A 12793-nucleotide genomic window follows, 5' to 3' on the forward strand; every position below is an offset into this window, starting at 1 on the left:
GTGTTAGTCACACCGCGGTGATGCCATCGCAGCGGTGCGACGATTCGACAAGCCAGCTCCCACACAAGCTCACACACATTTGAATCTCGACGAGTCTGGAAATTTTCGCTAAATCGCGAGGCTTCAACGGATGAGAATCCTCGGCATTCTATGCCTGCTGCTTGCACTGAACGGCTGTAGCTCGCTGTTGTTCTACCCCGAGCCCGGCCTGCCGTTCACGCCGGACAAAGCGCACCTGCAATACCGTGACGTCACCCTCACCACCGCCGACGGTGTAAAGCTGCACGCCTGGTGGTTGCCGGCCAAGGCCGGCGTGCCGCTCAAGGGCACGGTGCTGCACTTGCACGGTAATGGCGGCAACCTGGCCTGGCACCTCGGCGGTAGCTGGTGGTTGCCGGAGCAGGGCTATCAAGTGTTACTGCTGGACTACCGCGGCTACGGGTTATCGGAAGGCAAGCCGTCATTGCCAGCGATCTACCAGGATCTCGATGCGGCCTTCAATTGGCTCGACCAAGCCCCTGAAACCCAGGGCCAGCCTGTGGTGGTTCTCGGGCAAAGCCTGGGCGGCGCGCTGGCGGTGCATTACCTGGCCGAACACCCGGAGCGCCAGCTCCGGCTCAAGGCCCTGGTGCTGGATGGCGTGCCCGCCAGTTATCGTGACGTAGGGCAATTCGCCTTGAGCACCTCCTGGTTAACATGGCCGTTCCAAGTGCCCCTGTCTTGGCTGGTGCCCGATGCGGACAGCGCGATCAACGCCATGCCAGCGCTGACCGGTGTGCCCAAGCTGTTGTTCCATAGCCTGGATGATCCGATTGTGCCGCTGGTCAACGGTATCCGCTTGTATCAGGTCGCGCCGCCGCCGCGTGTGTTGCAGTTGACCCGTGGCGAGCATGTGCAGACCTTTGCCGACAAGACCTGGCAAACCGTGATGCTGCGTTACCTGGATGACCCGCAACACTTCAACGGCCTGCGCCGCTTGGGCGAGATTCCGAATTATCCGATTCCTAAAGTTGATTCATCAGAGAGCCCGCAATGAGTGAAGAACGCAACATGATCCCGCTGATCCTCACCGGCATCGGCACCATCATCGGCACCGTCGGGTGCCTGTGGTTCTACGGTTATCTGCATTTCGCCAAGCCGGAAGATGCACTGCTGCTCAGCGACTTCACCATGCTCAAGACCGTGCCTGGCGAGGATTACAAGATCTCACTGACTCCGGCGGCACAAGTGGCGCAGTGCGTCGATGGCGTGTTGGTGATGTTCGACACCGAGCAGAAGGGACTCAGCGGCGTGCTGGTGAACAACAAGAAGCAGGCGGTGCGTTGCATGGGGCAGGAGACACCGCAACTGGAACAGTAGGATTGAGCGTGTCGGAAAAGCTGGAACCATTTTGAGTGAGTTACCACAGATTTCGAACTGAACGGCAGTGCTGGTTCAGTTCGTTCTGTCACTTAATTTGGAGTCACATATGGTTAATAAAGTTGGTTCTCCTCAGGGTGGTTTTGGGGGCGTGGGAGCTGGACAGCAGTCCGGTGGTTCGAACGACCTCATGAAGCGTATCGAAGAGTTAATGGCCAAGATTGCGCAGCAAAAAGGCCAAGGCGCAGGCGGCTCCCAGGGGGGCGGGGGCTCCCAAGGTGCGGGGAAAAGTCCTGAAGAAGAGGAGCTGGAAGCACTTCAGAAACAACTTGCCGGCCAGGGTACCCCGCAGAACCCAGGTGCAGGAGGCGGTGGACAGGGGGCTGGATCTGGTAGCGGTGGTGGACAGATTCAATTCCCCTCACCTCAGTGACGTGATTAGCTGGAACCATCGTGCGTCCGAAGCCACAGAAAGCGGTGTGACTTATACAGATCGGGGCCGAGAAAGTGGCGATAACTATTGCTGCGATACGCAACATGCTGGACATGGTCAGGGCGCATGAGGCGCTGGAGCGCAGATACGCTCAGGAGAAAGAAGACCAGCAACATGCTCCCACGCTTGCGGATAATGATGTCGGCTCGAAGATAAAGATGCCGGAGGAAGATACGCACCGTACTGTCCAGTTTGACGAACCGAAAAAAAACCCACCGTGAGGTGGGTTTTTTTATCCAGCGCCAATCAATCAGTTAGCAATGGAAGACCGTGGCTTGACCGGCTGGTTGTCGTTGGAAATAGTCACTTCAACGCGACGGTTCATGGCACGGCCAGACACGCTGCCATTGTCGGCAACCGGGTATTCCTTGCCGTAACCCTGGGTCACGATGCGCGAGATATCCACGCCTTGTTGAGCCAGTGCACGTTGTACCGACGCGGCACGACGCTCAGACAGGCTCTGGTTGTACGAATCGGAACCTGTGCTGTCGGTGTAGCCTTCGACGATCACTTTACGGTCCGGGTTATTGCGCAGGAACTGCGCCAGCTTGGTGATGTTTACCAGACCGCTGGATTTCAGGTCGGACTTGTTGGTGGCGAAGAGCACGTCACCGAAAGTCACCAGGGTGCCACGGTCGGTCTGCTTGGCGTTCAGGCTGTCTTGCAGTTGCTTGATCTGCGCATCACGGGCTTGCAGCAGTGCTTTGGCACGTTCGTCACCCGCGTTTTTCAGCTTGGCTTCGGATTCACGCAGCACGATGGTGTCTTTAGCCACTTCCACGCGCTGGTTGGTCAGGTAGGCCAACTGGTCGACTTTCTTCTCGTCTTCCTTGTCACGGTAGGCTTTCTCTGCCTTGTCCAGCCATTCGCTGGCGTCTTTGGTTTCCAGCGCCGCGACCTTGGTGGCTTGCGGGTTGGCTTGCAGGGCCGAGAAGTTGGTTCTGGCGTTTTCCAGGTTCTGGTTCGGCGGGGTGGAGCAGGCCGCCAGAGCAACGCTCATCGCCAACAGGGCAGGGATCATCAATTGTTTACGCATAATCGTGTCGTCCTTTCAATTCGATATCGGGTGCAATGCAATCAGGGGCGGCAGCTTATTGCTGCTTGATAACTGCCGGGCGCATGCCTTCCTGACGCAGCTCCTGGACAGCTTTCTGGGAATCCTTCACGGCCTGCTGGGCTTTGGCAGCCTGAGCCTTGCGCTCTGCAACGCGAGCGTCCCACTCAGCTTGTTCGGCCAACTGACGCGCTTTGCTGTAGTCCTTGTCGTGCATAGCGATTTCGGCTGCTTTGAGCTTGTCTTGGGCCGACTTCATTTCCACAGCCGCGAATTCGGTGCCGCCGGCACTGACTGCGCTATTGACCGCCGATTGAGTCACCGCGTATTGCTCGGTCGGAGGGTTGCCTGCGCAGCCCGCCAGGACGAAGCTGGTGCCGATTGCCAGAGCGGCCAATTTGAGCCCGCGCAGGTGGTTAAACGAGGATTTGGCAGTGCTGGTCTTCATCGTCTTCAACTCCATTGGATAACTCCTGAAAAACTTCAAAATCCACTTCGTTGGTCAGCGCCAGGGGCCCGGCGGTAAAGCACGAAATGCCCTTTCAAACGGCCGTTCCAAGTGATGGCTTACTGGTTGTGACCGAAGGCTTTTTTTAAAAGTTCAGAGAAGATGGCGATTTGCCTAAAAAAATATTCGACTGATTGGTCAATGTTTAAAAGACGGAACTTTCGCCTCGCACAGCGGTACGCCGGGCCTCTGAAAGGCCCGGAGTACCTGGGTTTTAATGGGATTTATGAATGTTTGTCAGTGCTTCTGTTCGTCGGCACTGGCTGACAGATCATGCAAATAGCGCCGGGATAACGTGAGAAAGCGCGGTGTAGGGCCGACGTCTTCATACAACGGGTCGCCCTCTTCATCGGTGGCAATCACGTGTTTGCCCTTGATGTACGGAAAGCTGGCTTCCAGTTCTTCCAGGGCGGCCCCTATCAATTCTCCGAGCAGTTCTTCGGGGTGGCGTTTAGGGTACATCTCAGTGATGGCAGCCAGTCTTGCGGCGGACTCCACATCCAAATGGATCGCGTACTCGGTTTTGGTCAGGCGACCCTTGGCGGTCTCTTCCCACTGCTGGGCCAGTTCTCGAATTTTCATGGCAACCTCAATTAAGCCTGCGGGTGGCAGGCGCTGATGAGTGACCAGCCGCTGGCGTGGGTAACGTCGCGACTCATAGTTGAGACTAGCTGCAACTCACAAGGTTTAAAGTCTTGTCAGAAACGGATGCCGGCGGCACTCTGGAATCCCTGCGCGTCCCGGATTTCTGGCTGGAGATTGGCTGATGAGTGATATCGATGCACGCTTGCGTGAGGATGTTCACCTGCTGGGTGAGCTGTTGGGCAACACCATTCGAGAGCAATACGGTGATGGTTTTCTCGACAAGATCGAGCAGATCCGTAAAGGCGCCAAGGCGGATCGCCGAGGGGCTGGCGATGAATTGAGCGCCAGCCTTAACCAGTTGCAGGAAGACGAACTGTTGCCCGTGGCACGCGCCTTCAACCAGTTCCTCAACCTGGCCAACATCGCCGAGCAGTACCAACTGATTCATCGGCGCGATGAGTCGCAGCCAGCGCCGTTCGAATCCCGCGTGCTGCCGGAGTTGCTGGCTCGCCTGCAACGCGAAGGCCACAGCGACGAGTCCCTGGCCCGCCAGTTGGCGCGGTTGGAGATCGAATTGGTGCTCACGGCCCATCCGACCGAAGTGGCGCGCCGTACCCTGATCCAGAAATACGATGCGATCGCCGCGCAGTTGGCGCTGCAGGATCACCGTGACCTCACCAGCGCCGAGCGCGAGCAGATCCGCGAGCGCCTGCAACGGCTGATCGCCGAAGCCTGGCACACCGAGGAGATCCGTCGTGTGCGGCCCACACCGGTGGATGAAGCCAAATGGGGCTTCGCTGTGATCGAGCATTCGTTGTGGCAAGCCATCCCCAATTACCTGCGCAAGGCCGACAAGGCGTTATTCGCCGCCACCGGTTTGCATCTTCCCTTGGAGGCGGCGCCGATTCGGTTTGCCTCGTGGATGGGCGGGGACCGTGACGGTAACCCCAATGTCACCGCGCCGGTCACCCGTGAAGTGTTGCTGCTGGCACGTTGGATGGCGGCGGATCTGTATTTGCGTGACGTCGATCACCTGGCTTCGGAGCTGTCGATGCAGCACGCCAGCCCGGCGTTGCAAGCCAAGGTTGGGGACAGTGTCGAACCCTATCGCGCCTTGCTCAAGCAACTGCGTGAACGCCTGCGTGCCACGCGCCAGTGGGCGCACACCTCGTTGAGCGCGGCCACTGCGGCCAGCGCCGAGGTGCTGCAAAACAATCGTGATCTGCTGGAGCCGCTGGAGTTGTGCTACCAGTCGCTGCATGAGTGCGGCATGGGCGTCATCGCTGATGGGCCGCTGCTCGACTGCCTGCGTCGTGCGGTGACATTCGGCTTGTTCCTGGTGCGCCTCGATGTGCGCCAGGACTCCAGTCGCCATTCGGCGGCCATGACTGAAATCACCGATTACCTGGGCCTTGGCCGTTACGAGGACTGGGACGAAGAGGTGCGCATCGCCTTCCTGATGAAGGAACTGGCCAATCGTCGACCGCTGCTGCCGGGTTACTTCAAACCGTCGGCGGATACCGCTGAAGTGTTGAATACCTGCAAGGAAATCGCTGCCGCACCTGCCGCATCGCTGGGCTCCTACGTCATCTCCATGGCGGGTGCCGCGTCGGATGTACTGGCGGTGCAATTACTACTCAAAGAGTCTGGCGTACAACGCCCGATGCGTGTGGTGCCCCTGTTTGAAACCCTGGCCGACCTGGATAACGCCGGGCCGGTCATGGAAAAACTGTTGCTGCTGCCGGGGTACAGGGCGCGTTTGCAAGGCCCGCAGGAAGTGATGATTGGCTATTCGGATTCGGCCAAGGATGCGGGCACCACGGCAGCCGCCTGGGCGCAGTACCGAGCGCAGGAACGTCTGGTGGAGATCTGCCGTGCGCAGCAGGTGGAACTGCTGTTGTTCCACGGTCGCGGCGGCACCGTCGGCCGGGGCGGCGGTCCGGCTCACGAGGCGATTCTGTCGCAGCCGCCAGGTTCGGTGGCGGGGCGCTTCCGCACGACCGAACAAGGGGAGATGATTCGCTTCAAGTTCGGCTTGCCGGACATTGCCGAGCAAAACCTCAACCTCTACCTGGCGGCGGTGCTGGAGGCCACGTTGTTACCGCCGCCGCCACCTGAGCCTGCCTGGCGTCATTTGATGGATGAATTGGCGGCAGACGGTGTCAGTGCTTACCGCGCCGTAGTGAGGGAAAATCCGCAATTTGTTGAGTATTTCCGGCAGTCCACCCCGGAGCAGGAGCTGGGGCGCCTGCCGCTGGGCAGTCGTCCGGCCAAGCGACGTGCGGGCGGCATTGAAAGCCTGCGCGCTATTCCATGGATCTTCGGCTGGACCCAAACCCGCTTGATGCTACCGGCCTGGCTCGGCTGGGAAGCGGCATTGAGCAAGGCACTGGAACGCGGTGAAGGTGAGTTGCTGGGGCAGATGCGCGAGCAGTGGCCGTTCTTCCGCACGCGTATCGACATGCTGGAAATGGTGCTGGCCAAGGCCGATGCCGACATTGCCCGTCTCTATGACGAGCGTCTGGTGCAGCCAGACCTGCTGCCATTGGGTGTGCACTTACGCGACCTATTGTCGCAGGCGTGCAATGTGGTGCTTGGCCTGACCGGCCAGTCGCAACTGCTGGCCCATAGCCCTGACACCTTGGAGTTCATCCGCCTGCGCAACACCTACCTTGACCCTCTGCACCTGTTGCAGGCCGAGTTGCTGGCACGTTCCCGTCAGCAGGAAGCTGCGCAAGACAGCCCTCTGGAACAGGCGCTGCTGGTGTCCGTGGCCGGTATTGCCGCGGGTTTGCGCAACACCGGCTGAGGTTTTTCGCGTGTTCTCAAAGGCTTGCGAATAAACATGGCGGGCCGCCCTGGAAAGGGCGGTTGGCGTTTATGGGGGCAGGTAGCACTCAGGCTTACCGGGCCTATGACGCATGCCGGGCGCGGGTTGCTGCGACTTTTGGCGGCTTGTGTGGTTAAGGCCTGCTGTGTATCTTGATCAGCCTTTGGCCGTTTGGGCGGTCCGAATCCTATTTCTACGAGATTTGCCCCCACGCGGTGAATCCGAGCGTCATCTCTATATAAAAAATTGAGGAGCACATCAATGCGCGTCATTCTGCTGGGAGCTCCCGGGGCCGGTAAAGGTACTCAGGCAAAGTTCATCACTGAAAAGTTCGGCATTCCACAAATCTCCACTGGCGACATGCTGCGTGCTGCCGTCAAGGCCGGCACCGAGCTGGGCCTGATCGCCAAGAGCGTGATGGACAGCGGCGGCCTGGTCTCCGATGACCTGATCATCAACCTGGTCAAGGAACGCATCAGCCAGGAAGACTGCAAGAACGGTTTCCTGTTCGACGGCTTCCCGCGCACTAATCCCCAGGCTGAAGCCCTGGTGAAAGCCGGCGTTGAGCTGGATGCCGTGGTTGAAATTGCCGTTGAAGACGAAGAGATCGTTCAACGTATCGCGGGTCGTCGCGTGCACGAAGCCTCGGGCCGTGTGTACCACACTATCTACAACCCACCGAAGGTTGAAGGCAAGGACGATGTCACCGGCGAAGACCTGGTGCAACGCAAGGACGATACGGAAGAAACCGTGCGTCATCGCCTGTCGGTCTACCATTCCCAGACCAAGCCGCTGGTGGATTTCTACCAGAAGCTCTCCGCAGCCCAAGGCAAACCGAAGTACAGCCATATCCCTGGCGTGGGTTCGGTAGAAGCCATCACCGCCAAGGTGTTGCAGGCTCTGAGCTGATTCAACGATCAGCTTCATGTACAACGGCCCGCTTGCGGGCCGTTGTTGTTTATACTGGCGCACTTTTTTTCGACTTGGACACCTACACCGATGAGCACCCTGCTGGCCCTGGACACCGCGACTGAAGCTTGCTCCGTTGCCTTGCTGCACGATGGCAAGGTAACGAGCCACTACGAGGTGATCCCGCGCCTGCATGCACAGAAGCTGTTGCCGATGATCAAGCAACTGCTTGAAGAGGCGGGCACCACGCTTTCCGCCGTGGATGCCATCGCTTTTGGGCGTGGCCCCGGCGCGTTTACCGGCGTGCGTATTGCCATCGGTGTGGTGCAGGGCCTGGCATTTGCGTTGGAGCGTCCGGTGTTGCCGGTCTCCAACCTCGCGGTGCTGGCCCAGCGTGCATTGCGCGAACACGGTGCCACCCAGGTCGCGGCGGCGATTGATGCGCGGATGGATGAAGTCTACTGGGGTTGCTACCGCGAAACCGCCGGGGAAATGCGCCTGGTCGGTGTCGAAGCCGTGCAGGCACCGGAAGCGTCCGTACTGCCCGGTGATGCTGAGGGCGACTGGTTCGGTGCCGGCACCGGCTGGGGTTATGGTGAGCGTATCGGTGTGCAGACCGTCGGCCAGGCGGCGGATATGTTGCCCCATGCGCAAGACTTGCTGACCTTGGCGCGCTTCGCATTCGAACGGGGCGAAGCGATCCCGGCCGATCAAGCGGCACCGGTTTACCTGCGTGATAAAGTCGCGCAGACCAAGGCCGAACGCGGGATTATTTGACGTCAAAATTGTGGGGATTCGACGGCAAATTTCGCCAATCGTCAGAATTTGATGGGGTTTGTAAACCTTTTACAAATTATGTGTTCTAGTTATCACCAGAGCATTTGCGCACCATGGAAAGTGCCGCTAAATTGCCATCATTGATACCGAGTCTGCATGTATGCGTATAGACGGCTTCTCCTCACAGTCCTACCCGATCAAGCGCAAGCCGCGTAAGGCGAACGCGACGGTAGACGATGGTGTCGAGGATTCGCCGGACTTCATCGAGGTGCAGTCCGACTCGCCGTCCAACGCCCAGGGTTCTGCAGGCTCGCGCATCGGCGGTCTTCCCGCCCGCCAGCAAGACATGGTCTTTCCGCGCTCCATGAGCAAAAGCGTCGCCACCGCCCTGGCCAGCTACCTGACCACCGCCGGCTTTGTCGAATGGGACATGGAAGTGCTGGGTCTCGATATCCATATCTGATGCGTTTGCCTTACTACATTGGTTGTCCCTCCTGGAGCGAAAACGCTTGGCGTGACTACCTGTACCCGGCCGACGCCCGTTCCGGTGACTACCTCTCCCTGTATTCCCAGGTCTTCAACGCGGTTGAAGGCAACACCACCTTTTACGCCCGACCTTCGGCTGCCACTGTGCAGCGTTGGGCTGAAGTCATGCCTGCGGATTTTCGCTTCACCGCCAAATTCCCCGGCGATATCAGCCACGGCGGCGACTTGCGCGAGCAGCTGCCGGCGGCGGAAAGTTTTGTCGGCCTGATGAGTCCGCTGGGCGAGCGCGTTTCGCCGCTGTGGCTGCAATTGCCCGCGACGTTTTCGCCACAACGCCTGGGCGAGCTGGCCGGTTTCATCGACAGTTTGGAGCGTCCACTGGCGGTAGAAGTGCGTCATCAGGCGTTCTTTGCCAAGGGGGATGCCGAACGAATGCTCAACCGCCTGTTGCGCGACCGCGGTGTAGAGCGCATCTGTCTCGATCCCCGCGCCTTGTTCAGTTGCACCTCTACCTCGGATGCGGTGCTGCATGCCCAATCAAAAAAACCTAAGGTGCCACCACGCCCGGCGGCGCTCACTCAGTTTCCACAAGTGCGGTTTATCGGCCATCCAGAGCTGGAAGCCAATGACCCGTTCCTGATCCCATGGGTTGAAAAGATCGCCGTCTGGATCGAAGAAGGGCGCACGCCCTACGTGTTCCTGCACACCTCCGATAACCGCCTGGCCGCTCAGTTGGCGCTGCGCTTTCACGACAAACTGATGGTGCGGCTGCCCGGTTTGCCACCCTTGCCGACGCTGCATCGAGAACCCGTGGCGGAGCAACTGGGGTTACTCTAAGACTCCCTCTTTCCGACAGGAGTCAGTCATGGATGCTCACGCCCTTCGCGCCGAACACTTCAAGGCCCTGCATGAACGTGATCGTGCGTTCGTGATGCCCAATCCGTGGGATGCCGGTTCCGCCGTCATGCTTGCCAGTCTTGGCTTCGAAGCCTTGGCCACTACCAGTGCCGGGTTCGCGTTCAGCCTCGGGCGGCCGGATGCGGAAGGCGCGCTCTCCCTGGAAGATACGCTCGGCAATGCCTCAACCATCGTACGGGCGACTTCGCTGCCGGTAGCGGCCGATCTGGAAAATGGCTTCAGCGACACCCCAGAAGGCTGTGCCCAGACTATCTTGCGGGCGGCGGCCACAGGCATCGTCGGTGGCTCCATCGAGGACGCCACTGGCGTCGCCGTCGACCCTATCTACCCGTTCGATTTGTCGGTTGAGCGCGTGGAAGCGGCTGTCGCGGCTGCCCGCAGCTTGCCCTTTGCCTTTACGCTGACGGCCCGCGCGGAAAACCTCCTGCATGGTCGCCTGGATCTGCCTGACACCATTCGCCGTCTGCAAGCCTATGCCGAAGCGGGTGCCGATGTGTTGTATGCGCCGGCTTTGCGCAGTGCCGAAGAGGTGTTGGCGGTGGTCAAGGCCGTCGCACCCAAGCCGGTGAATGTGTTGATGTCCGGGGGCTTGAAGCTGAGTGTGGCGCAGCTGAGCGCCATGGGTGTGCGGCGTATCAGCGTTGGCTCGGCCTTGGCTCTGGCGGCGTATGGCGAGTTCTATCGGGCAGCGCAGGAAGTGTATGAGCTGGGCACGTTCGACTTCACCGAACGCAAGATGCCGTTCAGCCAGGCCAATGGTTTTTTCAAGGGTTGAATCAGGCGGCCAATCGCAGGTTGTTGAGGATCAATGGGCGCGCCCAGTGGTAGTCGAAGTCCAATGCCTTCTGTTGTGCCACCAGTTCTTCGGCCGGGTACGGCGTGGCAGGTGGCGGCAGCAGGTCCAGTTCGAACTCGGCAATCGGCAGGTGTAGCGGGTGTGGTTCCGGCGCCGGACCTGGTTCGGGCAGAGGTTGGCCGGCATTCAACACGATCGGGCGAACCCAGCCGCTTTCGAAATTCTGCTGGCGCTGTTGGGCGACAATTTCTTCCGGCGGGAACGGAGTGGCAGCCGGTGGTAGCAACTCGGTTTCGAATTCGGCGATAGGCAGGAACAGCGGTTCAGGCGGGGCGATCTCGGTGTCTTTCACATCGCACTCACGCTGGGTGAGGATCTGCGACAGCAGGTCGGCGCCTTCGCTGGGCTCTACCGCAGGGTCCAGCGGTGCAGGTGCCTTGGCGGCGAGCGCGTCCGGCGAGTCACCGAGCTGTTCGGCCAACGCACGGGCGAAGAAGTCCTGCCACACATGACTCACCCCGGCCAGCGCTTGAGTATTGCGCAGGCCGTAGTGGTTGTGGGTCGGCAGTACACCGATGGTTAGGGGAAGAATGTCTGACATTTTTCTCGGTCGACGCTCAGCTCTGGCAAAATACCTGACTGTTGTTTTTATCGGCCGCTGTTGGCCGATCCTTAATATTTTTGAGCGTAGCGATTGATGAGCGAACAACCAGCGGCCAGCCGCATTCGGGTCGAGGCCTTGGCCGAAGGTTTCCAGGCGCGTGCCGAGCAGTGGGCTGGGCAGCTTGGCCTGCCTTTGCAGCTGGAGGAGGCGGACTTTTCCCTGCAAGTGGGGGAGCAAGGCCTGCAACTGCAACAGCTTGGGCCTGACGCGCCGGGGCCGGTGCGTGTGGATTTTGTCGAGGGTGGTGCGGCACACCGGCGTTTATACGGTGGTGGCAGCGGGCAGATGATCGCCAAGGCGGTGGGCATTGCCCAAGGCGTACGACCACGGGTGCTGGACGCTACGGCAGGCCTGGGCAAGGACGCGTTCGTGCTGGCCAGCCTGGGCTGCGAGATGAGCCTGATCGAGCGTCAACCGTTGATCGGCGCCTTGCTCGAAGACGGCTTGGCGCGTGGTGCGGATGATTTCGAGGTTGCGCCGATCGTGGCACGCATGAAGTTGCTCAAGGGCAACTCCATCGACGTGATGCTCAACTGGGAAGGCGAGCCGCCCCAGGTGATCTACCTGGACCCTATGTTTCCTCATCGTGAGAAAACCGCTTTGGTGAAGAAGGAAATGCGCCTGTTCCGCCCTTTGGTGGGTGATGATCCGGACGCACCGGCGTTGCTCGCAGCGGCACTGGCCTTGGCCAGCCACCGCGTGGTGGTCAAGCGCCCACGCAAGGCACCCTGTATTGAGGGGCCGAAGCCGAGCCATGCGTTGGATGGGAAGTCCAGCCGGTATGACATCTACCCGAAGAAAGCGCTCAAGGGCTGAGTGTTTTAGTGGCCTTTAGGGCCTCATCGCAGGCAAGCCAGTTCCCACATTTTTGATTTGTGAATACTTTCAAGTGTGGGAGCTGGCTTGCCTGCAATAGCGTCAGCCCAGACAACACAAGGCCTCAGGCCCGATAAGCGCGCATAAACAACCCCACCACATCCTGCACATGCGCCTCGGCGGCGTCCTCACTCAACTGCCCGCCGCAGCCGTACAGCAAGCAGAAGTTCGCCGTCCCCTTGAGCAGGCAGAAGAAGTGCTCGGCTGCCGTAAACGGTTTGTCGATGCTCAGGGCGCCGCTCTGGTCGATCTTGCTCAGCAGGCGTTCCATCCCCTGGAGCATACGCATGGGGCCGGCTTCGAAGAAGATCTGTGAGAGTTTCACGTCCTGATTGCCGGTGGTCATCATCAGCCGGTGCAGGTTCACCGACTCTGCGCTGTTGATCAGGCGATGGAACCCCCGTGCGATATTCAGCAACACAGTCTCTACCGGTATGCCGACCGGAAGTTCGAAATACATCACCGGCAATTGTTCTTCGCACTTGGCGACCACGGCGGCGGTAAACAGGGTTTCTTTGTCGGTGAAGTGGCTGTACAC

General features: G+C 59.7%; 15 protein-coding genes. 10 read left to right on the plus strand and 5 right to left on the minus strand.

The annotated features are described in order from the left end of the window. The first annotated feature begins 130 nt into the window (after positions 1 to 130). From ACRESD_RS25280 to ACRESD_RS25290, 3 genes are all read left to right on the plus strand, one after another. Positions 131 to 1036 (plus strand): alpha/beta hydrolase, encoded by a 906-nt coding sequence (locus ACRESD_RS25280; RefSeq protein WP_431753398.1) that lies wholly within the window; start codon positions 131 to 133, stop codon positions 1034 to 1036. Further along, on the plus strand, positions 1033 to 1359 hold the full coding sequence (locus ACRESD_RS25285) for a hypothetical protein (protein WP_048720026.1): 327 nt from the start codon (positions 1033 to 1035) through the stop codon (positions 1357 to 1359). The genes ACRESD_RS25280 and ACRESD_RS25285 overlap by 4 nt, the downstream gene beginning before the upstream one ends. Positions 1360 to 1896: 537 nt before the next feature. Next, a complete protein-coding gene (locus ACRESD_RS25290) occupies positions 1897 to 2073 on the plus strand; it encodes a hypothetical protein (RefSeq protein WP_431753399.1) in 177 nt (58 codons plus the stop codon). Positions 2074 to 2102: 29 nt separating this feature from the next. On the opposite strand, the gene ACRESD_RS25295 is transcribed toward ACRESD_RS25290, so the two are convergent. The 3 genes from ACRESD_RS25295 to ACRESD_RS25305 form a co-directional block, all read right to left on the minus strand. Beyond that, a complete protein-coding gene (locus ACRESD_RS25295; protein ID WP_431753400.1) occupies positions 2103 to 2888 on the minus strand; it encodes an OmpA family protein in 786 nt (261 codons plus the stop codon). Between the two features lie 55 nt (positions 2889 to 2943). Then, the gene (locus ACRESD_RS25300; RefSeq protein WP_431753401.1) at positions 2944 to 3369 is read right to left on the minus strand and encodes a DUF4398 domain-containing protein; all 426 of its coding nucleotides are present in this window, start codon (positions 3367 to 3369) and stop codon (positions 2944 to 2946) included. Positions 3370 to 3651: 282 nt separating this feature from the next. Further along, the gene (locus tag ACRESD_RS25305) at positions 3652 to 3996 is read right to left on the minus strand and encodes a pilin assembly protein (protein WP_431753402.1); all 345 of its coding nucleotides are present in this window, start codon (positions 3994 to 3996) and stop codon (positions 3652 to 3654) included. 184 nt (positions 3997 to 4180) lie between these two features. On the opposite strand from ACRESD_RS25305, the gene ppc reads away from it, so the two are divergent. From ppc to ACRESD_RS25335, 6 genes are all read left to right on the plus strand, one after another. Then, positions 4181 to 6808 carry a phosphoenolpyruvate carboxylase gene (gene ppc, locus ACRESD_RS25310; protein ID WP_431753403.1) on the plus strand — a complete coding sequence of 876 codons (2628 nt, stop codon included), beginning with the start codon at positions 4181 to 4183 and terminating at the stop codon, positions 6806 to 6808. 282 nt (positions 6809 to 7090) lie between these two features. Next, positions 7091 to 7738: an adenylate kinase gene (gene adk, locus ACRESD_RS25315; RefSeq protein WP_431753404.1), complete on the plus strand. Its 648-nt coding sequence runs from the start codon at positions 7091 to 7093 to the stop codon at positions 7736 to 7738. 90 nt (positions 7739 to 7828) lie between these two features. Next, positions 7829 to 8515 (plus strand): tRNA (adenosine(37)-N6)-threonylcarbamoyltransferase complex dimerization subunit type 1 TsaB, encoded by a 687-nt coding sequence (gene tsaB, locus ACRESD_RS25320; RefSeq protein WP_431753405.1) that lies wholly within the window; start codon positions 7829 to 7831, stop codon positions 8513 to 8515. 160 nt (positions 8516 to 8675) lie between these two features. After that, a complete protein-coding gene (locus ACRESD_RS25325) occupies positions 8676 to 8978 on the plus strand; it encodes a hypothetical protein (RefSeq protein WP_431753406.1) in 303 nt (100 codons plus the stop codon). Beyond that, entirely contained in the window at positions 8978 to 9838 is an 861-nt protein-coding gene (locus ACRESD_RS25330; protein WP_431753407.1) for a DUF72 domain-containing protein, read from the plus strand. The genes ACRESD_RS25325 and ACRESD_RS25330 overlap by 1 nt, the downstream gene beginning before the upstream one ends. 28 nt (positions 9839 to 9866) lie before the next feature. Beyond that, a complete protein-coding gene (locus ACRESD_RS25335) occupies positions 9867 to 10694 on the plus strand; it encodes an isocitrate lyase/PEP mutase family protein (protein WP_431753408.1) in 828 nt (275 codons plus the stop codon). Between the two features lies 1 nt (position 10695). Here ACRESD_RS25335 and ACRESD_RS25340 read toward each other — a convergent pair whose 3' ends face one another. Then, on the minus strand, positions 10696 to 11316 hold the full coding sequence (locus ACRESD_RS25340) for an energy transducer TonB (protein ID WP_431753409.1): 621 nt from the start codon (positions 11314 to 11316) through the stop codon (positions 10696 to 10698). A 96-nt stretch (positions 11317 to 11412) separates the two neighbouring features. Between ACRESD_RS25340 and ACRESD_RS25345 the strand changes: the two genes are divergently transcribed. Continuing rightward, the gene (locus ACRESD_RS25345) at positions 11413 to 12195 is read left to right on the plus strand and encodes a class I SAM-dependent methyltransferase (protein ID WP_431753410.1); all 783 of its coding nucleotides are present in this window, start codon (positions 11413 to 11415) and stop codon (positions 12193 to 12195) included. 124 nt (positions 12196 to 12319) lie between these two features. On the opposite strand, the gene ACRESD_RS25350 is transcribed toward ACRESD_RS25345, so the two are convergent. Then, the coding region (locus ACRESD_RS25350) for a TetR/AcrR family transcriptional regulator C-terminal domain-containing protein (RefSeq protein ID WP_431753411.1) at positions 12320 to 12793 on the minus strand (474 nt) is incomplete at its 5' end.

The sequence above is a fragment of the Pseudomonas sp. genome (assembly GCF_050739995.1).
Taxonomy (GTDB): domain Bacteria; phylum Pseudomonadota; class Gammaproteobacteria; order Pseudomonadales; family Pseudomonadaceae; genus Aquipseudomonas.

What these genes read in the sequence shown, in the direction of transcription:
- ACRESD_RS25280 (WP_431753398.1), top strand. Translation starts at nt 131, where the DNA reads ATGAGAATCCTCGGCATTCTATGCCTGCTGCTTGCACTGAACGGCTGT.
- ACRESD_RS25285 (WP_048720026.1), top strand. Translation starts at nt 1,033, where the DNA reads ATGAGTGAAGAACGCAACATGATCCCGCTGATCCTCACCGGCATCGGC.
- ACRESD_RS25290 (WP_431753399.1), top strand. Translation starts at nt 1,897, where the DNA reads ATGCTGGACATGGTCAGGGCGCATGAGGCGCTGGAGCGCAGATACGCT.
- ACRESD_RS25295 (WP_431753400.1), bottom strand. Translation starts at nt 2,888, where the DNA reads ATGCGTAAACAATTGATGATCCCTGCCCTGTTGGCGATGAGCGTTGCT.
- ACRESD_RS25300 (WP_431753401.1), bottom strand. Translation starts at nt 3,369, where the DNA reads ATGGAGTTGAAGACGATGAAGACCAGCACTGCCAAATCCTCGTTTAAC.
- ACRESD_RS25305 (WP_431753402.1), bottom strand. Translation starts at nt 3,996, where the DNA reads ATGAAAATTCGAGAACTGGCCCAGCAGTGGGAAGAGACCGCCAAGGGT.
- ppc (WP_431753403.1), top strand. Translation starts at nt 4,181, where the DNA reads ATGAGTGATATCGATGCACGCTTGCGTGAGGATGTTCACCTGCTGGGT.
- adk (WP_431753404.1), top strand. Translation starts at nt 7,091, where the DNA reads ATGCGCGTCATTCTGCTGGGAGCTCCCGGGGCCGGTAAAGGTACTCAG.
- tsaB (WP_431753405.1), top strand. Translation starts at nt 7,829, where the DNA reads ATGAGCACCCTGCTGGCCCTGGACACCGCGACTGAAGCTTGCTCCGTT.
- ACRESD_RS25325 (WP_431753406.1), top strand. Translation starts at nt 8,676, where the DNA reads ATGCGTATAGACGGCTTCTCCTCACAGTCCTACCCGATCAAGCGCAAG.
- ACRESD_RS25330 (WP_431753407.1), top strand. Translation starts at nt 8,978, where the DNA reads ATGCGTTTGCCTTACTACATTGGTTGTCCCTCCTGGAGCGAAAACGCT.
- ACRESD_RS25335 (WP_431753408.1), top strand. Translation starts at nt 9,867, where the DNA reads ATGGATGCTCACGCCCTTCGCGCCGAACACTTCAAGGCCCTGCATGAA.
- ACRESD_RS25340 (WP_431753409.1), bottom strand. Translation starts at nt 11,316, where the DNA reads ATGTCAGACATTCTTCCCCTAACCATCGGTGTACTGCCGACCCACAAC.
- ACRESD_RS25345 (WP_431753410.1), top strand. Translation starts at nt 11,413, where the DNA reads ATGAGCGAACAACCAGCGGCCAGCCGCATTCGGGTCGAGGCCTTGGCC.